Consider the following 24917-nt stretch of genomic DNA (forward strand, 5'->3'; position numbering starts at 1 on the left):
TTTTTAGATTATATAGAGCTTTTTACATGAAATTATATATTTATATAAAAAGTATATATTTATATTTTACTTCATTCCTCTGCTTTTCTTCATTCCTCTGCTTTTCTTCATTTCTCTGCTTTTCTTCATTTCTTTTCCTTTCTTCATGCCGGCTCCAAAAACAGAGCTGAATCTTGCTGCCAGTTTTGATTTTTTCATTCATATCTGAGAGCGTCAACCGGTTTCAATTCGGATGCATTCTTTGCCGGTACAAGGCCTGCAATCAGCCCGACTGCTATGGAGACCAGGGTTGCAATAACTGTGCCTTTCAGGCTGAGGGCAAATTCAAAAGGAACGTTCATTTTTACTGAAATAAAGAAAAGAATCAGCTGGACAGCAGCTGTGCCCAGAAGGATACCTATCATTCCGCCTACAAGGCTGATCATTGCAGCATTGCAAAGGAAAATCATCATTATATCGCTATTCTTTGCTCCTATCGCTTTCATAATCCCGATTTCCTTCGTCTTCTCAAGCACGGAAGTAAACATTGTGTTAGCGATCCCTGTTGAACCGACAAGAAGGGAAATGCCTGCAATGAAGGCTAGAAATGATGTAAGTCCGTTAATCAATTTTTGCGTACTTTCGATTGTCTCTTTTGAGGAGCTGACATAGAAGTCCTGCTTATCTTCAGTAACTCTTCTTGCAAGCCTTAATTTGCGCTCTATCTCCTGAAGGGCTGCGTCATAATCTGCCTCATCATGGAGCTTGATCTCTATGTTATCATATACATCCTGCTCTCTTTCAGACAGGTCCTCTTCATTATTTTGCAGAGAGTAGACCTCCTGGTACGGCATATAAACACTGCTTCCAAAAAGCCCTCCCATACCTCCTAAAAGCCCTCCGTCCTTAGCCAGTATCCCCACTACCCGATAGGATTTTCCGTTTAAGGGGATCATCTGGTTAAGCCTTACCTCCTTTTCAAAAGTCCCTTTTGCAAGTTCGCTTGAAATAACCACAACTGCCCTGTCTCCGGGTGCCAGCATCCTGCCCTCTCCTATCTTCTTCTTTGTAATGTGAGGCCAGACGCCGGGATCAACACCATTAACCCAGACGTAAGTTGACTCGCTTCCGAATTTCAATTGCGCTCCCGTCTGGACGTTGACGTTTACATATTCAACAGCCGGAATGCTCCTCAGGACAAATACATCCTTTCTTGTGAGTGCTGCCTCTGTTTCGGGTTCGATTTCCATGGGCTCAGAAGTGAAGTTCTCAGGTCCCTCTCCGGTCCCTGCAATTGTTGCCCCGGATTCTCCCGGGATTTCTTCTGAATTTTCTTCATACTCCATATCTTCTTCAGAATAAATTTCAAAAGGAACTGAGGCTACTATTGTAATAGTATCCCCCCCAAGCCCCTCAAGGGTTTCCGTAACCTGTTCTTGAAAGTACTCCCCGGTCGTAACGATTGCCATTACCGAGGCAATGCCTATGATAACCCCTATTATGGTCAGCCAGCTCCTCAGCTTATTAGCTTTGACCATATTTAGGGCAATTTTCAAAATCTTTGCCAGTTTCATGGAACCACAGATCCGGGTTCAGGATTTATTCACCTGTTTTCTTTTCGTCTATCTGGCTTTCGCTGGTCAAATTTTCTCTGGCATTCTTTTCTACCACCTTTTTCTGATGCTGTTTATAAATAAAAAAGCCCACAGCACCGAGCAGGAGAAGGAAGAAGAGTTTATACGACAGTATGCCTGACTTACTGTTTTCGTCTGTCATCGAGGATCCTTTTGACTGAGTTGAAGAGGATGCGTAAAGTGAGATCACATTTTCCTCTACCTGCCTGATCCCGTCACTGGAGGTGTAACTGATTTCAAATTTAAGAGGCAGCTCTTTTCCAACAGTTGCAGGTTTCAGGTTGAAATCTGCAATTGTATAGTCCCCTTTTGCCAGGTTACCGAGAACCACTGAATTGCCGCCGTCAATCACGGTCCAGTTCTCCTGAAGCGGGACAGAAACCTTTACCGAGTTTGCACCATTATTACCTATATTAGATACTGAAAATGTGTAGGTGCCTGTGGGTCCCCTTTCCATAAAAGCGATGTCGAAATCCGTGGTCCCTCCTATGTAGATCCCTGCTTTGCTTTTGATTGTCTTGCGCTTCTCGTTCTCTACAGTGCCTGCTTCCGTTATTGTCTGAAGTTCTTCAATGTCGTCGTATGTCAGAATCATGTCCAGTTTATAGAGACCGGGCTTTGTATTCACATTGGTCAGAACCTCAAAGCTGACATTGGCAGTTTCTCCGACATCAATCAGGTTAACGTGCTTGACATTGCTCGAGCCTACGGGCAGGATCACGTCATTTGTGCATTCCCAGGAAAACATTGAGTTTTTTAAGGGGGAATTTCCTACGTTTTTTATGCCGAAAGTAAGTTCTGTCTTCTCTCCTGGTATCAGTTTCTCAACACTGATATATTCTATTTCAGCGTTTGATTCGCTGTCAATATCAATTTTTAGCTCCCTGTTAAGGGAAACTTTATTTTTCGTATCTGTTGAGTAAAGGTAAACTTTCAGGGGATAAGTGCCTTCATTGACATCGTTTTCAACTCCTACTTTGAACTTCAGGACTTTTCTGCGGTCATTTTCAGAGCGTTTTCCGAGTGTGCCTATCTTTTTTACAAGGTCTTCCCCTGAAAGAGCCTTAAAAGGGTAATCCGGCTCTATTCTCACAAAACAGTTCTCTACATCCTTATAACCTGTATTTTCTATAGCAATCCTTACTTCAAGCACATCTCCGGGTTTCACGGGATCAGGGTCCTGGTTTAACAGGTCAACACTCAGGCCTTTATCGAGGCTTGAGCTTGAATTAAAGTCACTCGCAGCCAGGGCAGTTCCGCTGCATAAAAGAAAACCCAGAAGAAAAATGAATATAAGGCTAATTTGTTTGTCACCCATTTTTGGATACCTCGGTTTACTCCGGTTTGTCGATTACTCCGGTTTGTCTATTTTCGAGAAATTTTAACAGAAAAACCATTTTGAATATGGAATGAAATTTGTCCAGTTGTTACTTTACCCGGTTCTCTCCTTAAACTGAATTTATTGTGTGGTTCAGGTTTCAGGGCTGATCTGTTCTTTGTTAGGGCTGTCCCTGACCATCTCTCCGTCCTTGAGCTGAATGTGCCTTCTGGCATACTGTGCAAGGTGCAGGTCGTGTGTGACCATAACTACTGTTTTGTTTTTTTCCTTCCAGAGCCTGTAAAGGATTGAAATCACTTCCTGACCGGTTATGCTGTCAAGCGCACCTGTCGGCTCGTCAGCAAGGATTATTTCGGGATCGCAGGCAAGTGCTCTTGCAATAGAAACTCTCTGCTGCTGCCCTCCTGAAAGCTGTGAAGGCTTATTCTGCATCTTGTCCGAGAGCCCCACGAGGTTAAGAAGTTCCTTTGCTTTTTTTTCCGCAATTCTGTCATCCATTTCCTGGATTTCAAGGGGCAGAAGAACGTTCTCAAGAGCCGTCATCCCGGGAATCAGGTTGTACTGCTGGAAAACAAATCCTATTGTCCTGCCTCTGAGGGCGGCAAGGTCAGATTCCTGAAGCAGGGATATATCCCTGCCTTTCAGGAAAATTTTGCCCTTTGAAGGGATATCAAGACAGCCAACCAGGTTCATCATTGTAGACTTCCCGCTTCCTGAGGGCCCGATTATTGCGGCAAATTCCCCTCTTCCAAGCTTCACGCTCACATTTTTCAAAGCATTGACCTGAACTTCTCCCATCTGATAAGTTTTCCAGACATTCTGGAAGGCAATCAATGTATTTTCCATGTTTTCTCCTGAATGACTTGCTTATTTAATATAACATGTTCTTTAAAAACTTATTTAATTTCGCTTTCTTTTTAGAAATTGTACTCTCTCATTAGAACTTAAAAAATAAGGCAATTACTTTAGCAGAATGAAGGTGAAGTATTCCCGGATAATTTCAGTTCAAAATTAATTTCAAAAAAGCCCTTACAAGACTGATATCATTTTTTTAAAATAATTCTTCTTTCATTGGGGTTTATTCAAAGTCAGTGTCCTCAAAGATAAACAGTTCATCAATTGTGGTATCCAGAGATCTGGCTATCCTGCAGGCAAGTTTCAGAGAGGGGTTATATTTCCCTTTTTCCAGAAAAACAATAGTTTCTCTCCGAACTCCCACTAGGTTTGCAAGAGCTTCCTGGGTCAGGTCATGCCTTGCCCGAAACTCTTTGATCCTTGTTTTCACCCTTTATCCTCCGCAGGTCTTTATTCCACATCGCCTTTTTGCATGAAAAACCACCTGAAAACATTTGCTGAGATAAGCATAAAGAAAAGCAATATGCCTAAAATTGCTTCAGCTGTAAAGTCAGCAAGGTTCAGGAATTCAATCCAGTAAAGTACTGTGATAAGCACAAGCGTAAAGAGCCAGGAATATGTAATTCCGTACGCTGCAAGCTTCTTTGTCCTTTCGTCCCTGTCTGGCAGATCCCCCTGCCTGAAAAGCCTGAATGCTGTAATAAGAAAAATGACCATTCCCATGACTATCAAAATAACCGGAATTGAAGAATCGCCTTCAAAAAAAACCGTCAACATTATCCCTGCAAGTAGAAGAATTATTCCTGAAATAAGCCTGTATCTGTACACTTTTTTTATATTTTTCATTTTATATCCCCTAATAACCCGGCTTTACTTAATGTGCCTTTGATCCTGTATTATTTAATGTGCCTTTGCCGAAGATTTCTGATTGAAACTATGATTATTTATGGAATATTTATGATTGTATATTTATGGATTATTTATGATTGTATATTTATGGAATATTTATGATTGTATGTCTTTTATTTGCAACATATTGTTCGGAATTACTAACATAAAGTTAGATTTAACTAACATATGTTAGATATAAATAACATATTTTGATATTTAAAACCTTGCAAAAAAGCCTTGTAAAAAGCCTTGCAAAAAAGAGGACTTTAGTCAGAAAACTTTAATTTAAGGTCCGGTTAATATCAGCAAAAAAATTCAGTAGTCTTCAGGCAAACTTCTGATCTTTCCATTAGCAAGACCATCATCAGGAAGATAAGGTATCTACGTAGAAATGTGTACAGTAAAGACACAGGCTCCATGAAAAAGACAATGGGTTTATATGGTTTATGTTTGTCTTTCCGCGTCTCTTGCAAATGTCCCCTGTCTGTATTCCTCAAAAGCCGCTCTTAGTTCTTCTTTTGTATTCATGACAATCGGGCCGTACCAGGCAACAGGTTCACCAATAGGTCTTCCGGACATAAGAAGAAACCTTACTCCTTCATCCCCTGCGGTTACCTCAATGGAATCTCCAGCTCCATAGAGGACCAGGGTTTCGGGGTATATTATGCAGTCTCCTGCAGGATGGAGGTATCTTTCTCCTTCAACCTCAAACGCACAGGGGTCTTTTTCCCTGTCAAAATAGCCGCTTCCCTCTATAACATATGCAAAAACAGTATGGTCCGGAGCTGTTATATGGAAAAACTTCTCCTCTGCCGGGACTGTAATATCCAGGTATTCGGGGTCGGTAGCTATTTCCTTAACAGGTCCCTCAACGCCGTTTACTTCTCCGCAAATAATCCTTACCTTCAGACCCTTTTCCATAAGAAGTTCGGGTATTCGGCTGCTTTTAACTCCCTGATAGCGTGGTTCCATCATTTTATGGGAAGACGGAAGATTTGCCCAGAGTTGAAAACCCCATAGATTCCCGCTTTCATCTCCCTGTGGCATTTCCTGATGGATAATCCCACTTCCAGCAGTCATCCACTGCACCTCGCCAGGCCGGATTACACCTCTGTTTCCCAGGCTGTCCTCATGCCTTATTTCCCCCTGCAGGACATAAGTAATAGTTTCAACTCCTCGGTGCGGGTGCCTTGGAAATCCCATAATGTACTCCTCAGGTTTTTCCGAATGAAACTCATCAAATAACAAAAAAGGATCGAACTCAGGTACATGCCGGAATCCGAAAGCTCTCTTCAGGTGCACCCCTGCCCCCTCAATGGTTGGCATACTCTTCCTTATTTTTCTTACTCTTCTGAGATTAGCCATTATAATTACCACCTCTCGAAGAATAATTCTCTGTTCTCTCATAAAAGTAAATTATAAAAGTAAAAGAGTCTAAATCCTCCTGACCACAGAAAAATGAATGCAGGCTGTTGTGATTACATTGCAATTCTGCCGAACTGCAATTCTGTCTGATAATAATTTCCTAATCTTTAATAATGAACAAACTCTCTGGAGTCTCTATAGTTCCTGTGATTGCACCCATACCGGTCCCCCTATGTAAGTATTGCAGTCGATCTATTTGATTTTTTGGAAAAATCAGGTTTCCAGTGATTCAGATCAGGCTGCAGTACTTGATTTAAATTATGTGGATAATTATATTTAAACTGTTCGAAGGTAAGATATTAATAAAATATGTAGAAAAAAACATGTAAAAATATATTCGATAATAAATATAAAAAGGATCTTATGTATAATGGAATCTAAAATTATATTATTAATTAACATTAAAGTCCATATATTAAAGATTATTTTCTTATAAGAAATAAAAGGTTGCTATGCAGGTTAGTCTAATTATTTTTTGCATAAAGAGATATTAAGAAAATTCGTTCACACTCAATAAGTGAAACAGCCCTCAGGCAGTACCCAACCTGCTTCTTCACCCTTTGTTGTAAGTAATCGAAAAGGATATTCGATTTTCGGCAAACTACGCCCACAGGCTTACTCAGAATAGCTATCCAATATTGGGCATCAATAAGGACAATACACCTCATTTTGTGGTCTTTGTTGCGTAGCACCTGCGAATCGGTCTGTATCTACACCTAGTCAGCGTAATTCAAGTTTGCATGAATGTGCACAGTTAGCCAATATGTGCCTCTGCTCTCATTTTTTTGTAGTTTTACCATGAAATCCTATATACTCTCATAGTATTTATATATACTTGACAAAATGAAACAATATATAGAGGATCTCAAATTAGCATTTAAAACCTTTAATCTAATTTGATATCCACTTCTTTAAAAGTATCTCCCAAATGAATTCTTATCTCCAACCTTATTTTGCATTTCTGTCAACACCAGTAGTTGATATGATATGAAACTCAATAGAGAGTAGAGTTTTCTACTCTGATTTCTTACTCTTCTGATATCGAATTTTACTGTACCTTTAATATATCCATGTATCTTTTCACATTCGGCTCTCTTTTTATACTGTTCATCAAAAGCTTCATCTCTCATGTTCTGGTTTCTCAGATACATTCCTACCTGCTCTTTCCTTCCAATCTCATATAGAAATTTGAGTTTGTTTTCCATTGGTGCATGAACATCTCCACCGATTCTCCATTTTTTATTTACCCAGTGATTGATTCTTTCCTCTTCACCTTCTTTTTTGATTACGGCATTTGAGGCATAGGAGATAATCGGTTTTGCATCCAGGTGATACCAAATGTCAGAATGATTAAGGAATGAATCATAACCTCCATCTGCAGAATACAAGTCGAGATCAGCGTTCATCTTCTTTAGAGCTTCAATATGGGTGATAAGTTCTGGAGAGTCACCAGCAACTCCCTTTGTATGAGTCATAAAAACAGGATAAGTTCCAACCATTGTAATATGCGCCTTATCCATTTTACATTCATAATGAGAATTGTAATCAGCATGTTTATCGTATCTTGAAGCTTCAAGGGGAGTGGAATCAATCTTAGCTTCCTTTGCTGATGAGAGTTTGAGGATTTTTTCACCTAACAACATCATGATCTCATTGACTCCTTCCTCTCCAAGTCTATACTTCACAAAATGATGAAGGGTTCCACCAGAAGGAAGTTTTATATGGTCATTTTCGTCATAAAAAGAAAGCAAGATAGCTTCTTCCTCTGTTAAGGAAGAAATGGTTTTATCATATGAAAGATTCCTGAAACACTTGACAACAAAGAGTTTTATCATAGAAGAAACACTGTATTTAAAGTGCCAACTTTTGTTGGTATAAAAAGTACGTTCTACGTGCTTTGCAATATCGTCAATGCAGAGGAAGTACAGGAATTGGCAAATTGAGGTGCTTTCTCTGCTAAAATAGTTATCCAGGGAGTCCTCGAAGAGGACTCCTTTATATAACATACTGTTTTTCCGCATGAGAACGACATATATGGCATAATTTAAAGTTGAAACTCTCGAATAAAGGAAAGTCTATCAGAGTTAGTGGAAAAAAGAATAGGTTTTTAAGTCAAAATCCTAATTTGAGATTCTCATATATGATTAAAAAAATGTGGTCAAAAATACATAGTCACTTTAGATTTTGTTCAATATGGGTTTTTGGAGTTGTACACAGCTTCATGGCAAAGAGATCTTGCCTATACCCATATGATTCCTTGCTTTCCTTGTATAGCCTCTAAATGATTAGGCTTTACAAAGTTCACAGGCTTCGCACAAATTGACAAAAGAACCAGAAATGTCAAATTTCTGCTATTTTTGAATTCAAACCACATAAACACCATCCATGTATAAAGGATTAGGACTTACGCGGTTGAACTGAAAAACAATGGCTCTAAACCTTCAACTGTCTAAACCAACGATTTAACAGCAAGGTCTACTGACAATGATTTTGAATCTCAAGTGCGTAAGTCCTAAGGATTTCAAAACTCTATTTTTAAACCAAGACTAATTTGACCTTTCTCTCCAGAGGTAAAGTTTGGTGTTTCTGAAACCTGTGGAGCAAATTCCACAAGTAAAGCATTAGAATTAGTTGAGGTGTAATGGATTATTGTAGTAACTGGTAAAACAGAAATCTGACAAAATTTTCCCAGCTTAACTAAACAACAAAAAATCTCTGTGTTCACGTAAAATTCTCGACATTGGTTCTTTTCGTTCTTTGATAGTGCCTTATATACAGGATACTCAACATAGGCATTAACAGGAAGAGTCCCATTAGTCTTATGTTTGAGAGTATCTCAGACCAGAAAAATTGAATCATAAGCTCATCGATTAATCCCAGCTTCATTTTAACTGTCTGCACAATTACTGGAATAGCAACACAAAAGAGAGGGAGCAAAGCAATTAGTTTCATTTCTTTTGTGATCTTCGTCCTGTCATAATCTATCGAAGGTAATAAGTAAATAAGCAAACTGATTGGGAAAACGATAATATAGGCTGTAAATTGAGGCAGCTGGTTATACGGAAAACCCATGTAGAATATTTTATCAGTTGTAGGATAGATTGCGGTTTCCCCCAGTCTCTGAACCGGAAGCAGTAAAGCATAAACCAACGAATCAGGATGAGATTCATAGATCATAAATTTAGTATATCCAAACACAACTACCAGAGTTTGATACACAGCAGCGATTAGTAAAGGTACACAGCACAAAACTTTTCTAATATCCTTCCTGCTCTGAACAATATTCTGTCCAATAGAGACTATCGGCATAAAAAACAGAACAAACATTCCTAGCGTTATCAGTAAGGCGACTACGTCTAGACCAAAGTTAATTCCTGTCCCTATCGATATGCCCAATGTTAAAACAAAAACAGCAAGCCATATATGTTGTAAAACGAAAAGAAGGGCCTCTAAAGGCATCTTCTCCTTAACTTTCAAAATGAAATGACTAACAAAATCCACTTAGATCACCATTTATAGGAAAAAAATAATAGTACTGCGATTCCGAAGTATGTTCACAATACCGGCTTTTGAATAGATCTACGGATCAATGAATTTCCCGCTAAGCAACGGACTTATTTTGGAATCGATACAATAGTAAAGAAAGAGATGCCTTTGAAGGCATCTTCTTAAACATAAACTCCGTTTCAGATTTCATCAACTTACATAATGTAATCATACAATCCATGGTTACATTTTGCAGTATTTCGGACACATTGAGCAGTATAGTACGCTACGTAGATATCCGAATCAAATGTATCTGGATTATTCTCTATCTCGTCCCAAATATAGTCAAAATACTGAGAACTAAAATCAGCATTATCCTTCACTGCCTGTTCTGGATCAGTCACAGTAATAGCCTGAGTATTGCTACTAACATAGTCACCAAAATCATACCCGCTGTCCCACTGATCAGATATATAAATCTCATACAGATCATGGTTATTAGTATTGAACAGATTCTCCACGAAATTCCCTATCTGATCAACTGCTCCAGCTGAATGGAACGGATTGCCAGTATCCGACAAATAGTGACTGGCAAGTCCAAAATCTTCATGTGCTTCCTCTAGAAGTCCATTAGCAACCCAGATTTGCGCAGTATCTGCAAAACCATCACATCTAGTTGGTGCGCCTCCGACATGCCAATCAGCATCCCAGTAATGATTATAGTACCGATATCCCGGAAGCTCAAACCAAGGATCATCCGGGTCATCAGCTGTATCACTTGCATAATTTCCATAAGCAGACCCGTCACAAGCATAGTAAGCAAAATCTTGATGATTAGAGCTTGCCCACTTTACCCCAACAGCCGTGTGTTCCCTGAAAGCTTCTTTGTCAATCATTGGACCCAGTTCACTCATGAAAGCGTAGTCATCCTTCGTTATTTTATCCGGATACCTGTCCCAGATGTCCTGCAGTCCAGCTTTATATTTCTCTTTTTCCTCCTTGGAAACATCGAAGTTATCAATATATTTCATTTTAATAGCTTGACTTTCAGGATCAGTAGCAGAAAAAGCAAGTCCCCTATATGGCATACGTTTCACTACATCCGGTAAAGAAGCCTGAAGCTCCAGGTAATCCGCAACTTTTTTCATTCCTTCTTCACCTAGCTCAGTTTCCAAAGCTTCAATCTTTAACTGAGCAGCATCTTTGGTTAGGTCGGTTTGCTGTTCTTCGGTGAAAGCCATTGCTGATGGTATCAATGCCATACCAACAAGCATTGTCAAAAGAAGTATTCCTATTGTAATTTTGTTCTTACTCATTCGTCTTTCTCCTAGTATTATTATTCCAAGAGGCAGAATCAGGTAAGCTTAAATAAAAGCACAGCTAACTTGATTGTGCCTCATAGGGCGTATTTTATGGAGTTCGGGGTGATTGAGGAAAACTACTTCCAAACTCCATAAATTCCTTGTATCTAATTCTTTATAAGTTTTTCTGTATAAATTCTCAAACCATTCGATTTTTGAACTAGTTTTGAATCTGAAACTAATCCTTGACCATTGATTGTTTGATGGTATGGAGAGAGATTCTAAATATATAGATTTTCTCCATATACATTCAATCTATTTTATAAGAACTTGAATAGTACAATATAACGTCCAGTAAGCTAATAATTGTGTTGATTTTGATTTTTAGTATTCTTGAACTACTTACAGCCCCAAGGCTGCGAGATTACTTCAAGGCTAGTACAATTTCACCCCGCTTTTCACAGGCTGTCCGACAATTACCTTAGGTAATCGTAGTTTCTGTTTCGGAATATATAAATCATTATATAATTTATTAAGAATATTTTGCTTCATGGCGTTTATCGAATCAAAGAATCAATTTTGGACTTTACCTCCAGATATTCGAGATCTTATTCCTTCAGATCATATCTGTTACTTAGTTGAATCTTTTGTAGATGAAATGGATTTCAGTGAATTTGAAATAAGGTATGATGGCTCTGGACATCCTGCCTACCACCCATGCATAATGTGTAAAATTTTGCTTCAGTCAATGCTTGATAGAGTTCGATCATCGAGAGCAATAGCTCGTAGTGTTCGAGAAAATGTAGTTTACATTTATTTGGCTGAAAATCCGCAGCCTGATTTTAGAACAATCAGTGACTTTAGAAAAGAAAATAAGAAACTGATTACTGAATTGTTCAAAAACACAGTTAAGGCAGCTAAGGATCTAGGAGTAATAGGTCTCGAGCAGTTAAGCACTGACGGATCCATGGTAAAAGCTTCTGCATCAAAAAACAATGTAGTTTTGGAAGAGGTCTTAAGGGTTATTGGAGAATATGTTAAGAATGAATTAAAAAAAAGCATTGAAATAGACAAAGTTGAGGATGAGCATTTTGGAAACTGCCGTGGCTACGATCAGCTGAATGAAAGTGAAAAACATAAAGTAAAAGCTGTAGTTGCGAAGTACATAAAGCAAGTAAACAAGGATAAATCTGATACTAGAAAAAAAGAGATTGAAGACATAATTAAAGAAGCAGTTGATGAATTTGAAAAAGATAGTATTGAGAAAGTGAGCTTGACTGATCATGAATCTCGGTTTATGAAAAACAAAAAGGGAACATTTGATCTGACGTATAATACTCAAATAACAGTGGATCATAAACTGGGAATTATTGTTGCAAATGAGATCTGTCAAGATAGAACTGACACTTATCAATTGAAATCACAGATTGAACTTGTGGAAGGAAATTGTGGTTTGTTAAAAGAAGGCACTAAAATATGTGCAGACAATGGATGTTATAGTGGAAATAACATACATTTTTTAAATCAAAAGAAACTGGATCCATATATCCCAGAGCACGAAGAAGCAACTAAAACATCAACAGAAAGCGTTGACGATATTAGATTCGTTACTAGTAATTTTAAGTATAATGAAGAAAATGATGAATTCATTTGCCCTGAAAATCAAAAATTGAAGTTTGTATATGAAGGCTATGACAAAGAAAGAAAAAATACAGACTTTACAAAGGTACTGAATGCAGAAAATGTGAGTTTAGTATAAACTGTACAAAAAGAAAGGATGGAATTAGACATTTAAAAATAGCTGATTTTTATAAAGAAAGAAAGCAATTAGCAGATAAAATGAAAACAGAAGTAGCAAAAAAATATACGGACAAAGAAAGCAGGTAGTAGAACCTGTAATAGGAAACTATAAAGAGAATCTTGGGTTTAGAGAATTTCTCACACGAGGATTAAAATCAGTCAGGAATGAATTTAATTTAGTATGTACAGCAATAAATTTAAGAAAGATATGGATTTACTTTAATCAAATTGCGGGCGGCCACCCCACCCTAAAGGATGGGGTATGCTTCGGGCCGCCCGCCCGGTTGTTCTGGTAGTTAGAAATCATCAAGTTTTCTTTGCTCGGATCTCATGAATCTATACAATTGAGACTCTTCACTCGGTTTTCCTTGCGATTCTTTAATGTAATGCTTAATTGTATCAGCAGTTACGTTTCCAACGGATCGATAGAACTTTCCATTTGACCATAGACTTCCACCCCAATACTGTTTTTTAAGATCAGGATGGAGCTTGAACAGTCTGTAAGAACTGCCTCCTTTCAAATATTGAATTACCTCTGACAGAGAATTACTTGGATGGAATTCCAGAAACAAGTGAACATGATTGTCTACTACTTCCATTGCATGTATTTTGTAGCCATTTTTAGTGCAAATGTTACTGAAAATTAACTCGCAATCTTTTTTAATTCGCTTATTGTAGAATATACTGTATCGATACTTAGGCACCAACACGATGTGGTAGGTAATCTGACCATAGCCATGGCTAAAACTGTGTAATTCCAACTGATATCACATCCTAGCCATAGATGGATGGCACCATCGGTGGCTATGGTGCCAAAAACAAGCTTATTTTACAAAAAAAGCAAGGATTAAGATATTTAAAGTGAAAAACGCAGAGGCGAGGGTTCACTTCATCCCCACCCTAAAGGATGGGGTATTCGTGACCCTCTGCGCTCCCTTAGTAATAAGAGTAAATCTATTTTCTTTTCTCCCGGTATCTGGTAAAAGAACCCTGTCTGTATTCTTCAAAGGCCACTCTCAACTCTTCTTTAGTGTTCATGACAACCGGCCCGTACCAGGCGACAGGTTCGCCGATGGGTTTACCAGATATAAGAAGAAACCTTACACCTTTATCCCCTGCAGTCACTTCAACAGAATCCCCATCCCCGTAAAGGACCAGGGACTCCTTATCTATTATACAGTCCTCTGCCTGGTCAAGGTATCTTCCCCCTTCAACCTCAAAAGCACAGGCACCTTTTTCTCTGTCGAAATGTCCACTGCCCTCAATAATATATGCAAAAACAGTATAACCAGGAACTGTTATATGGAAAAACTTCTCTTCTGGCGGGACTGCCACATCCAGGTATTCGGGATCGGTTACTATTCCACGTACAGGCCCTTCAACCCCGTTTACTTCTCCGCAAATAATTCTTACTTTCAGCCCTTTTCCCATGAAAAGCTCGGGAATCCGGTTGATTTTGATCTCCCGGTAGCGAGGCTTCATCATTTTGTGCGCAGCCGGAAGGTTTGCCCAGAGCTGAAAGCCCCATAAAGCCCTATTTTCATCCCCATGTGGCATTTCCTGATGGACAATTCCGCTCCCGGCAGTCATCCACTGCACTTCTCCGGACCGAATTATTCCACTGTTTCCCAGGCTGTCCTTATGTCTGATTTCTCCCTTAAGGACATAAGTGATGGTCTCAATCCCCCTGTGAGGGTGCCAGGGAAATCCCATACTATACTCCTCAGGTTTTTCCGAACGAAACTCATCAAACAACAAAAAAGGGTCAAACGCAGGAACATGCTGGAATCCAAAAGCTCTCTTAAGGTGTACCCCCGCTCCCTCGATAGTTGGTATACTCTTCCTTATTTTTCTTATTTTTCTGAGATTATCCACCATAATTACCACCTCTTGAAAGACATTTCCTCCATATGGAAACAAAAACCTGAGCCGCAAGTTCATTTGATTGAAGAGAAACAAATGGAGGTTGTCGTGATTACGTTGCAATCCTGCCAAATCATAGATCTTCCTGATAATAATTTCCTGATTTTTAACGATGAGTAAACTTCCTGGGATTTTTCTATTCCTTTGTTTATACCCATCTGATCCCCCCTATGTAAGTATTGCAGTTGATCTATTTGGTTTTGTTGGAAAAATATGATTTTCGGCGTTAGTAGTGTAGTAGAATTTGTTTATGAATTAATTGATTAACCTTGTTATATCAATAAACTAGTAACTTGATCTTAATCAGCAACTTTTTCTTCAAATTAGTCTATAAAGAATAAACTTAAGTACAATAAGATACATGTTATACAGTTAATACTCATCAAAGATAATTTATGGACTAATCGTTGAAAAAAAAGAAAACTAACTATACAGTAAGTCTCATTAATATTTTCCTCACAGTTCTATCGTAATGTTTGGGGATACAGCATATGGGTGTTTTTTCTATTAGGATAAGTCGTGATCTGAAAGCTTTTCTTAAGGAAGAGGATCTGAACGACTTAACGAAAATAGGATCGAATATAAAGCAATTAAATAGGAAAGATATTAAGAAAATTCGTTCCACACTCCAGAAGTGGAACAGCCCTCAAGCAGTGTCCAACCTCCTGTTCCACCCTTCTCTCATACCCGGGGACATAAGGGCAAGCTGCATCCTTAAAGGGTTAAGAGAGAAGAAAAACTCTTATTATATCCTAGCTACTGTAGTAGGACTTCAGGGAATCAACTCTACAGAATTTTCGGAAGAAGAGAGAGATGATATAAAGAAGAGTTTGATTTTTATCCTCAAAACTTCGGGAGGAGTTATTTCAGCAAGGGCTTCCATTAGTATCTCTGATTATATCTCTTCTGAAGATGCTTTTACCATGTTTAAGCTCCTGGACCATCCTGATGATACTACAAAGCATAATATTTTATGCTGGTTAATAAGAGCCATGGAGGATAAGGGACCCGATGCGTTTATTTCAATGGTAAGAAGTAGCTGTATGCCTGAAGATGTCCAGGAGGAGGCAATAGAAAAACTCCACGAATATCTAAGGCAAAAAGAAGCTGGAGAATACAACTTATTTACAATGCCTCTTTATGTCAATATTCCAAATCTCAGGGAATATTGTAAAGACCATTAAAGTACAAAACACAAAAAATTCCAGATTCATCTCATCGGCGAGTACAGAAGGTTTACGGAAGGAGGCGGAAAGAGACAATAGAATAATTCCAGGAACATCTCAGGCAAAAAGAAGTTGGAGAATGCAGCTTATTTAGAATCAGCTTCATGTTTACATTCCGAATCTCAGGGATGCGCTGAGAAGTAGCTGAAATTTTTCCCTTTTGAGTAATCTTTATCTATTTATTTAGTTTTAGATACCCAATAACCTGGTAACCCGCCCCTTTGAATGATTAAACGAGAAGTGAAGATGATTAATTATCAATTCAACAAGATTCCAAGAAGACTCTTTTTTATAGTCACCAAGAGCTTTAATTCAATATTAAAGCTGCTTAATTGACTTCTCGGCTTTTGAGTTTGCGGGGCAGGAAATTAAAGAAAACTCTCGGAATTCTTCGTGCCGGCTTCTCATGCGTAAATCATTATTGAATCAAGTCTTGCGGTACCTGCTTCTGTCCAGTAACTGCAAACATCACAGTACTGGGTCTTACCATCTGAGCGCATTTTTAGATCAGCGTTGCATTTTGGACATATTTTTAGATGTTTCATGATAAATCCCTTGAATTTTTGAATTTTTTATTTTTAAGTTTGATAACGAGTCTTAAGAGAAGAAAACCGGAGCCGCAGTTTACCGTATCCCCCAATACAGTCTCTTCGAATACCATGCTCCCCCAAACATGTCAGATTCGAAGAAGAATCAGCGGCCTCCAGGTTATTCTTTTGGTGGCAGATAATACCCCACTTTCCAATTCGACTTCCCAACTCCAGCATATACTAATAAGCTAAATTATATAAAATAAATTATATCAAAAATTATTTTCAAGCAAAAAATAGTTTAACGTAAAAAATTTCAAGCCAATCATCACTATTTTCTTGAATACGACTATCAATAAAGTGCAAAGTCAAGAGCATCTGGTATTGTGACTGGTTTAGTGATTTGCAGACTATCCCAAGAATAATGAAATTATGGGGATAAAGAAAAATGTGGCTGGTAATATTGGTCTCAGAAAGGTCTTCACGATCAGAGGATCGATTAATATTCAAAGTTCGATATAGGGAGATAATTTCTAGTTTTGGATCAGCTCAACAATAAGAAATATAATACCTTAAAAGTAAAGATCTTTTAAAGAAAGGTTCTGGAGCAGATTATAATGACCCTTGTTATTGCTTTTATTGGAAAGAACGGTGCAGTCATGGCAGGAGATATGCGCGAAATTACTTTTGAAGGGGAAAAGCCCGATAGAGAGAAGCTCGAAAAAGAGCTTTACAGCGGATCAATAGTTACGGATGAGGAAATGCAAAAGAAAGCAGAGGAGTTTGGGGTCAAAATAACGGTTGCGGATTGCAAGGAGAAAGTCTCGGAAAGAAACGGTGTCCTTGTAGGGGAAGTTTCTTCGGCTGAAGGCGGAGTCGTTAAAAAAAGAAGGCTGTATGCCTCGGCAGGAAATTTCGCAATAGCCGAACTGATCAATACTGAGATGACTCTTACTTCGCAGGGGAAGGGAAGCAATTTCATAGCATTCGGAAACGAGTTTACCAAACAGGTAGCAAACAAGTGTTTTAAAGATAACTGGACTAAAAAAAGCAATCTGCAGGATGCGGTGAAGATCCTCATCCTGTGCATGGAAACTGTGGCCAGAAAAACAGCTTCTGTGAGCAAACAGTTCATGATTGTGCAGACTGCATCGAATGCTGATGTTTTGAAAGTTGTGGAAAAGGACAGAAACTGCTGAAAAATAAATGACTGGTAAGATGTTTTCTGCCTTCTCTGTCCTCCTTCTCCTTATTCTGCTTATTCGTCTGCAAAAAGATCGACAAACTCAAATTTAGTTACATCAAAGAGCCCTTTGTCTCCCAGTTTAAGTTCTGGAATTACCAGAAGGGACATGAATGCAAGGGTCATGAAAGGCGACTCGAGGGAAGTTCCCAGCTTCCGGGCTTCTTCATTTAGCAGGTGGTAGCGGGACGCTACTTCTTCTCCTTCCAGGGTGCTCATAAGGCCCGCAACCTCAAGCGGGAGGTCAAGAAGGTTTTCTGCTGTCCCGACAGCGATGCCTCCTTTATTTTTTATCAGCCTGTTAACAGTTTCAACTATGTCCTCGTCTGTGGCACCCACTGCAATGATATTATGGCTGTCGTGGGCAATGCTGCTTGCAATGGCGCCTTTTTCCAGGCCTATATTCTTTATGAACCCGATACGGACAGGGTCATCAGAATACCTGCTCAGGACAACCATCTTCAAAATATCTCTTTCAGGGTCCGAAACAAGATTGCCGTTTTCAATTTTTGGCACAATAAGTTCCTGGCCTGTAACCAGTTCTCCGTCATTTGCAACTATTACCCTGATTTTTTTAATCCCCTTTTCTGTTGTTTGCTCCTGAATTGCTCCTGCAGGGGGTACGAGTTTTACATCGTCAATTGAAATTTTATTCCTGTTAAATACATTTTTAGCAGGAACTTTTTCCAGAGGGAAAAGAACCTTCCCGTTCTCGTAAACGCATTCCCCGTCTATAAATGTACTCAGAATATTGAAAGACTTCAGGTTATCCACAATGATGAAATCCGCAGGGTCTCCTTCGCGCAGCAGCCCTACATTAAGCCCGTAGTGCTCTACAGGGTTGAAAACAGCTGTCCTGATGAGGTTATAGATATCAAGCCCCTTTTCCTGCCCGCGCCGGATCAGCTTATCAATATGTCCTTCGTATATCAGGGTATCAGGGTGGGAATCATCTGTGCATAGCATGACATGATCCGGATATTCGTCTATCAGTGGATACAGGGTTTCGAAATTCCTGGCTGAACTACCTTCCCGGATAAGGATTTTCATCCCGAGCTCTATTTTCTCGCGAGCTTCTTCATATTCAAAACATTCATGATCTGTTGAAATCCCTGCCCCTATGTATTTCTGCAGGTCAGCTCCCCTTAAACCGGGCGCGTGTCCGTCTATAACTTTACCGTGTTTTCTGGCAGACTCCAGTTTTGCCATCACATCCGGGAATTCCAAAATCACACCCGGGAAATTCATCATCTCGGAAAGGTAATGCAGGTCATCCTTTGCCAGCAGGCGGTCAACAGCATTTATGTCCAGAACAGCCCCCGATGATTCGAAAGGTGTAGCAGGTACACACGAAGGCACTCCAAAATAGACTTTCAGGGGGGATTTTTTTGAATCCTCAAGCATAAACTCAATTCCCTCTTCCCCCATAACGTTTGCAATTTCGTGGGGATCACTGACAACTGCAACCGTGCCCTTTGCAACAGCCATCCGGGCGAAAACCGAAGGTACGGTCATGGAGCTTTCGATGTGCACATGGGCATCCACGAGCCCTGGCAGGATGTACTGCTCATTATCGTGTTCCTTTTCTTCTACACGAATGATCTTTCCGTTTTCAACGGTAATTTCGCCTTTGAACTGCCGTCTGGAAATAGCGTCAACAATAATCCCCATGTACTTTTTCATGAGGGTTTATTTCACCACAACAATGGATAAATTTTTCCAAAAAACCAGTATTAGGAACTTGGAGAAAAAGAATAAAAAAGGAAGATACAGGTTAATTGGTCGATTATCTTCATCAAATGCAAAAAACTATAGAAATATATAGGCGGTTTTTTGTTGGTTACGAACATCGATTTCGACCATGTAAAAGTAGCACGAAAAGATAAAAAAAGATACACTGTTAAGCCTTCGGGGATGACTATACTTACATGTCCGCCTGTAACTGGAAAATTTTTTATCCCCTGAAGACATAGCAGTACCAAAAAGGATAAGACAAAATGAAACCAACAAGAGTTCCTAAAAATCCCTGTTTTTCTTCAGGGCCCTGTGCCAAACATCCAGGTTATTCTATTGAAGAGCTGAATGATGCACCTTTTGGCCGGTCACATCGGAGCAAACCCGGCAAGGAAAAATTGGCCGAAGCAATTAAAAGAACAAGAGATATGCTTGGACTTCCTTCTGATTATCTGGTAGGTATTGTACCGGCCTCCGATACAGGCGCTTTTGAAATGTGCTTGTGGTCTATGCTGGGGTGCCGCGGGGTTGATGTTCTGGTTTGGGAATCTTTCAGTAAAGAATGGGCAACCGACATCACCAAGCAGTTAAAATTAAAAGATACCCGAGTTTTTGAGGCAGAGTACGGAAAATTACCGGATTTAGAGAATGTCGATTTCAAGAATGATGTCGTCTTTGTCTGGAATGGGACTACAAGCGGAGTCAAAGTACCCAATGGCGACTGGATTCCTGATTCCCGAGAAGGGCTCACGCTTTGCGATGCCACCTCTGCTGTATTTGCTATGGATATACCCTACCATAAACTGGATGTCCTTACCTTCTCATGGCAGAAGGTTTTAGGTGGGGAAGGTGCGCACGGGATGCTTATTTTATCTCCGCGGGCTGTTCAGCGTTTAGAAAGTTATACTCCTGCCTGGCCACTGCCCAAGATTTTCCGGCTGACCAAAGGTGGTAAACTGAATAAGGAGATTTTTGAAGGCTCTACTATTAACACTCCCTCCATGCTGGCTAATGAAGATTGGCTGGCAACATTAAAATGGGCAGAGTCTGTAGGAGGGCTTAAACAACTTATCCAGCGGACAAACGAAAACCTGGCGGTCTTTGAGGCGTTTGTTGCTAAAAATAACTGGATCCATTTCTTAGCGGAAACAAAAGAGATAAGGTCCAGCACCAGTGTCTGCTTTAAAGTTGATTTATCCGAAGAAAAGCTTAAAGAACTGATTAAAATGCTTGAGAATGAAAAAGTTGCTTATGACATCGGTTCTTACCGGGATGCCCCTTCAGGCTTGCGTATCTGGTGCGGTGCTACCATTGAGAAAGAGGATTTAGAATGCCTCTGTGAATGGATCGAATGGGCTTACGATTTGGTTAAATAATAAAATCCTTTAAATAATAAAATCCTTTTTTTATCAGCAAAGAAGGGTCCGCGAGAGATCGTTAATATCTTTTTTGCTGATAGCAAAAGGATGTTTTATCTCAAAATTTGTCTTACGCCGACAGATTTTAAATATCCCTTCAAAATCCTTTTTTCACACCTGATTTATCAGAGAAATTTTCAATTTTCTTACTTTTTCATCACACTTTAACTCCAAAAGCTTTTTATTTTTATTTGAATCTCACGATCAAGATTTATTCTCTTTATATTCTTTTTGAAAATAAGTTCGACCTTCTACGGAAATCAAGCCCGAACCTCAAAAATTCCGATTAATAATTAATACCACCTCTACAGTTATTCCCTTCATGTCCCCCAAAGCCCGATGGCAGTTCTGGATAGACCGCGGAGGCACATTCACAGATATCGTAGCCCGCAGCCCTGATGGAAAACTGATCACACACAAGCTCCTTTCCGAAGACCCTTCTCATTACGAAGACGCAGCCATGCACGGGATCCGCCAGATCCTTAGGCTGCCTCAAAACGCCCCTTTTCCTTCGGAAGAAGTTGAAGCCATAAAAATGGGCACAACCGTGGGCACGAATGCTCTTCTTGAAAGAAAAGGAGAGCGCACTGTTCTTGTTATAACCCGGGGGTTTGGAGATGCTCTCAGAATAGGGTACCAGAACCGTCCGGACATTTTTGCGCAGAAAATCGAACTTCCTGACCAGCTTTATGAGAGGGTTATCGAAGTTTCCGGCAGGTATAGCGCAGACGGGGAAGAGATTGTGCCCCTGGACCTTGAGAGTGCTAAAAAAGAGCTTGAAGAAGTTTATAAAGCCGGCATCCGTTCTGCTGCGGTCATCCTTATGCATTCCTACCGGTATCCGGAACATGAGCTTATGCTCGGCAGGCTTGCCACAGAAATCGGTTTTACACAGATATCCCTGTCCCATCAGGCAAGCCCGCTAATAAAATTCGTGAGCAGAGGGGAAACAGCAGTTGTTGATGCTTATCTCTCTCCGGTGCTGCGCAGGTATGTTGATATGTTAGAAGATAGCCTGCAAGAAAAAGGAAGAAAGGAAGAAAGAGGAAGAAAGGAAGAAAGAGGAAGAAAGGAAGAAAGAGGAAGAAAGGAAGAAAGGAAAACTCTCGGCAACCCTGAAGAAGTTAGTGAAATGAAATACAGTGCTGTAAATGGTCCAAAACTCATGTTCATGCAGTCAAGCGGCGGGCTTATAGACTCGGGAATTTTTCAGGGTAAAGACTGCATACTTTCGGGACCTGCCGGGGGAATAGTTGGGGCAGTTGCAACATCGGAAATGGCGGGGGCAAAAAAGATAATTACCTTTGACATGGGAGGAACATCTACCGATGTAGCCCAGTACAGCGGGGAATACGAACGCAGCCTCGAAACAGAGGTTGCAGGTGTGCGCCTTCGCTCTCCCATGATGAGAATTCATACGGTTGCAGCAGGCGGGGGCTCGATTCTCCACTACGAAGGGGGAAGGTTCAGGGTAGGACCTGATTCTGCAGGCTCGGACCCGGGCCCAGCCTGTTACAGGAAAGGCGGTCCTCTTACGGTCACGGACTGCAACCTTATGCTTGGAAAACTGCAGCCCGATTTTTTTCCCAGGATTTTTGGCTCAGAGGCAAACCAGCCTCTGGATTCCGAAATTGTGCGCAGAAAATTTGAAGAGCTTGCTGAAACAGTTTCTGCAAACGGGAATACCCTGAGCCCTGAACAGGCAGCAGAAGGTTTTCTTTCCGTAGCAGTCGAGAATATGGCAAACGCAATCAAGAAAATCTCGGTTCAGCGGGGGTATAATGTAAAAGAATACACACTCTGCTGCTTTGGGGGAGCTGGAGCTCAGCATGCGTGCAGGGTGGCAGATGCTCTCGGGATCAAAAGTATTTTCATTCATCCCTATGCAGGAGTCCTTTCTGCATACGGTATGGGGCTTGCAGACCAGAGACTGATAAAAGAACAGTATATCGGGGCTGAACTGTCTAAAGAGCTGGTAGATGAATTAAAATCTGTTTTTTCAGGGCTTGAAAGTGAAGGTAGGTTTTCCATGCTTGAACAGGGGGTTCATGAGGACTGCATAAATGTGATTTACAGGGCACATATGCGATATGCAGGTTCGGACACCCAGCTCTCTGTGGACTTTGCAGACAGCGCCGAATCTCTCAGGTCTGGCTTTGAGGAAGCCCATAAAAAACGCTTCGGATTTATAATGGAAGATAAGCCCATTGTTGTAGAAGCTGCATCTGTAGAAATTGTCGGGGTAACCGAGAGAGCCTCTGACCCCCTGCTTGAACCTGACAAAAATACAGTACCTTCGCCTGTCTCCAGGGTTCGGATGTACAGCTACGGAGGGTTGTATGGAACCCCGGTTTTTGATATGGAAACTCTCAAACCCGGAGCCTGCATAAACGGACCTGCAATTCTTACCGAAAAAAACACTACCATTATAATCGAACCTGGCTGGCAGGGTGAAATCACCGCTCGAAACCACCTTCTTCTTACCCGTAGAATTCCGCTTCCTGCCAGAACAGCTATAGGGACAGAGGCTGACCCTGTGATGCTTGAGATTTTCAATAACAGGTTTATGTCCGTAGCAGAACAGATGGGCTACACCCTGCAGAACACGGCTCATTCCGTGAACATAAAGGAGAGGCTGGATTTTTCCTGTGCGATTTTTGACGGCAAAGGAAACCTGATAGCAAATGCCCCCCACATCCCTGTGCACCTGGGTTCCATGGGCGAGTGCGTGAAGTATCTTATCCGGGCGCGCTCTGTGGAAATGACTGCAGGAGACGTGTACCTCATCAATTCTCCCTATCATGGAGGGACCCATCTGCCTGACCTCACGGTTGTTACTCCCATGTCAGGCAATTTAGGAGAGATTCTTTTTTACCTTGCTTCCCGGGGTCACCATGCTGATGTAGGAGGAGTTACTCCGGGTTCCATGCCTCCTGACAGCAGGACAATCGAAGAAGAAGGTGTGCTCAGCGAAGGCATGAAAATAGTTGAACAGGGAAGGTTTCTCGAAGAAAAATTAAGGTTATGGCTCGGTTCGGGCAAATATCCTGCAAGGAACCCTGACCAGAACGTTGCTGACATAAGGGCACAGGTAGCTGCAAATGAAAAAGGGCTTCAGGAACTGCACAGGATGGTAGAGGAATTTTCCCTTGAGACTGTGGAGGCCTATATGGGCCATGTTCAGGACAATGCGGAAGAAGCTGTCAGAAGGGTTATTGACAGGCTTGAGGACGGGGAATTTACGTATCCTCTTGATGACGGAAACGCAATTAAAGTGAAGGTTAAAATCGACCGTGAAAACCGGAATGCAAAGATCGATTTTTCCGGGACATCTTCTCAGCTCCCGAGTAATTTCAATGCTCCTGCCTCTGTCTGCCTGGCTGCTGTCCTCTATGCGTTCAGGACTCTTGTGAAAAGTGATATCCCTCTGAATGCAGGCTGTTTAAGGCCGCTTGAAATTATAATTCCTGAAGGTTCCATGCTGAAGCCTGAGCCTCCAGCATCCGTTGTTGCCGGAAATGTTGAGACTTCGCAGTACATTGTTGACGCTATTTTCGGAGCTCTCGGAAGCCTTGCAGCTTCCCAGGGCACTATGAACAATTTCACCTTCGGTAATGCTGATTTCCAGTACTATGAGACTATATGCGGAGGTTCCGGAGCCGGTCCGGGTTTTTCAGGAACTGATGCTGTCCATACCCATATGACCAATTCCAGAATAACAGACCCTGAGGTCCTTGAAACGCGGTTTCCGGTTTTGCTCGAAGAGTTTTCCATCCGGCAGGGGAGCGGAGGAGAAGGCGAATTCAGGGGTGGGAACGGAGTTGTCAGAAAGTTCAGGTTTTTGAAAGATATGGATGCAGCTATCCTTTCAAGCCACAGGAAATTCCCTCCTTTCGGGCTCAAAGGCGGTATGCCCGGAAAATGCGGAAAGAATACTCTTATCCGCAGGGATGGCAGGGTTATCGAAGCTGGAGGAAAGGCGGAGTTAAAGCTGAAAAGCGAGGACGTGTTTGTGATTGAGACGCCGGGTGGTGGAGGGTATGGCAGACCTGAAAACTTCAGGCCTGAAAAATAATAAAAACGTTTTAATGACTCAGTTCCAAAATCTAGTGATAAAAGTAAGTATAACATCA

At 40.8% G+C, this 24917-nt stretch carries 17 protein-coding genes and 1 pseudogene; 5 read left to right on the forward strand and 13 right to left on the reverse strand.

Annotated features, from left to right (window positions below):
- Positions 1 to 66: 66 nt before the first annotated feature.
- The 10 genes from M886_RS19370 to M886_RS13190 form a co-directional block, all read right to left on the reverse strand.
- Positions 67 to 198 (reverse strand): hypothetical protein, encoded by a 132-nt coding sequence (locus M886_RS19370; RefSeq protein WP_015412884.1) that lies wholly within the window; start codon positions 196 to 198, stop codon positions 67 to 69.
- Positions 195 to 1553 (reverse strand): ABC transporter permease, encoded by a 1359-nt coding sequence (locus tag M886_RS13145; protein WP_015412885.1) that lies wholly within the window; start codon positions 1551 to 1553, stop codon positions 195 to 197. Before M886_RS13145 ends, M886_RS19370 begins: the two co-directional genes overlap by 4 nt.
- Positions 1554 to 1578: 25 nt before the next feature.
- Positions 1579 to 2931: a COG1361 S-layer family protein gene (locus M886_RS13150; RefSeq protein ID WP_011034800.1), complete on the reverse strand. Its 1353-nt coding sequence runs from the start codon at positions 2929 to 2931 to the stop codon at positions 1579 to 1581.
- Positions 2932 to 3084: 153 nt separating this feature from the next.
- Positions 3085 to 3798, reverse strand: coding sequence for an ABC transporter ATP-binding protein (locus tag M886_RS13155; RefSeq protein WP_011034801.1), 714 nt, complete (start codon positions 3796 to 3798; stop codon positions 3085 to 3087).
- 232 nt (positions 3799 to 4030) lie between these two features.
- Positions 4031 to 4237, reverse strand: coding sequence for a helix-turn-helix transcriptional regulator (locus tag M886_RS13160; RefSeq protein ID WP_015412888.1), 207 nt, complete (start codon positions 4235 to 4237; stop codon positions 4031 to 4033).
- A 20-nt stretch (positions 4238 to 4257) separates the two neighbouring features.
- A complete protein-coding gene (locus tag M886_RS13165) occupies positions 4258 to 4653 on the reverse strand; it encodes a hypothetical protein (protein ID WP_015412889.1) in 396 nt (131 codons plus the stop codon).
- 489 nt (positions 4654 to 5142) lie between these two features.
- A complete protein-coding gene (locus tag M886_RS13170) occupies positions 5143 to 6063 on the reverse strand; it encodes a pirin family protein (RefSeq protein WP_015412890.1) in 921 nt (306 codons plus the stop codon).
- Between the two features lie 971 nt (positions 6064 to 7034).
- The gene (locus tag M886_RS13180) at positions 7035 to 8144 is read right to left on the reverse strand and encodes a transposase (RefSeq protein ID WP_048038007.1); all 1110 of its coding nucleotides are present in this window, start codon (positions 8142 to 8144) and stop codon (positions 7035 to 7037) included.
- Between the two features lie 700 nt (positions 8145 to 8844).
- Entirely contained in the window at positions 8845 to 9624 is a 780-nt protein-coding gene (locus M886_RS13185; protein ID WP_011034806.1) for a hypothetical protein, read from the reverse strand.
- Positions 9625 to 9824: 200 nt separating this feature from the next.
- A complete protein-coding gene (locus M886_RS13190; protein ID WP_048038008.1) occupies positions 9825 to 10925 on the reverse strand; it encodes a hypothetical protein in 1101 nt (366 codons plus the stop codon).
- A gap of 535 nt (positions 10926 to 11460) precedes the next feature.
- Here M886_RS13190 and M886_RS13195 point away from each other — a divergent pair.
- Positions 11461 to 12937: pseudogene (locus M886_RS13195) on the forward strand (IS1182 family transposase); the annotation flags it as partial.
- Between the two features lie 69 nt (positions 12938 to 13006).
- On the opposite strand, the gene tnpA reads toward M886_RS13195, so the two are convergent.
- Both tnpA and M886_RS13205 read right to left on the reverse strand, forming a co-directional pair.
- A complete protein-coding gene (gene tnpA, locus M886_RS13200) occupies positions 13007 to 13471 on the reverse strand; it encodes an IS200/IS605-like element ISMma21 family transposase (RefSeq protein WP_011032309.1) in 465 nt (154 codons plus the stop codon).
- Positions 13472 to 13664: 193 nt separating this feature from the next.
- Entirely contained in the window at positions 13665 to 14588 is a 924-nt protein-coding gene (locus tag M886_RS13205; protein ID WP_015412894.1) for a pirin family protein, read from the reverse strand.
- A gap of 536 nt (positions 14589 to 15124) precedes the next feature.
- Here M886_RS13205 and M886_RS13210 point away from each other — a divergent pair.
- Together M886_RS13210 and M886_RS13215 are read left to right on the forward strand one after the other, a co-directional pair.
- Positions 15125 to 15817 carry a hypothetical protein gene (locus M886_RS13210; protein WP_011034810.1) on the forward strand — a complete coding sequence of 231 codons (693 nt, stop codon included), beginning with the start codon at positions 15125 to 15127 and terminating at the stop codon, positions 15815 to 15817.
- A 1189-nt stretch (positions 15818 to 17006) separates the two neighbouring features.
- Positions 17007 to 17588: a DUF2121 domain-containing protein gene (locus M886_RS13215; RefSeq protein WP_011034811.1), complete on the forward strand. Its 582-nt coding sequence runs from the start codon at positions 17007 to 17009 to the stop codon at positions 17586 to 17588.
- A gap of 59 nt (positions 17589 to 17647) precedes the next feature.
- Here the strand turns inward: M886_RS13215 and ade are convergent, their stop codons facing one another.
- Positions 17648 to 19315 (reverse strand): adenine deaminase, encoded by a 1668-nt coding sequence (ade, locus tag M886_RS13220; RefSeq protein WP_011034812.1) that lies wholly within the window; start codon positions 19313 to 19315, stop codon positions 17648 to 17650.
- 314 nt (positions 19316 to 19629) lie between these two features.
- On the opposite strand from ade, the gene M886_RS13225 reads away from it, so the two are divergent.
- Together M886_RS13225 and M886_RS13230 are read left to right on the forward strand one after the other, a co-directional pair.
- Positions 19630 to 20742 carry a phosphoserine transaminase gene (locus M886_RS13225; RefSeq protein WP_048036393.1) on the forward strand — a complete coding sequence of 371 codons (1113 nt, stop codon included), beginning with the start codon at positions 19630 to 19632 and terminating at the stop codon, positions 20740 to 20742.
- A 364-nt stretch (positions 20743 to 21106) separates the two neighbouring features.
- Positions 21107 to 24859 (forward strand): hydantoinase B/oxoprolinase family protein, encoded by a 3753-nt coding sequence (locus tag M886_RS13230; protein WP_048051310.1) that lies wholly within the window; start codon positions 21107 to 21109, stop codon positions 24857 to 24859.
- Positions 24860 to 24917 lie beyond the last annotated feature (58 nt).

The sequence above is a fragment of the Methanosarcina soligelidi genome (assembly GCF_000744315.1).
Lineage (GTDB): Archaea > Halobacteriota > Methanosarcinia > Methanosarcinales > Methanosarcinaceae > Methanosarcina > Methanosarcina mazei.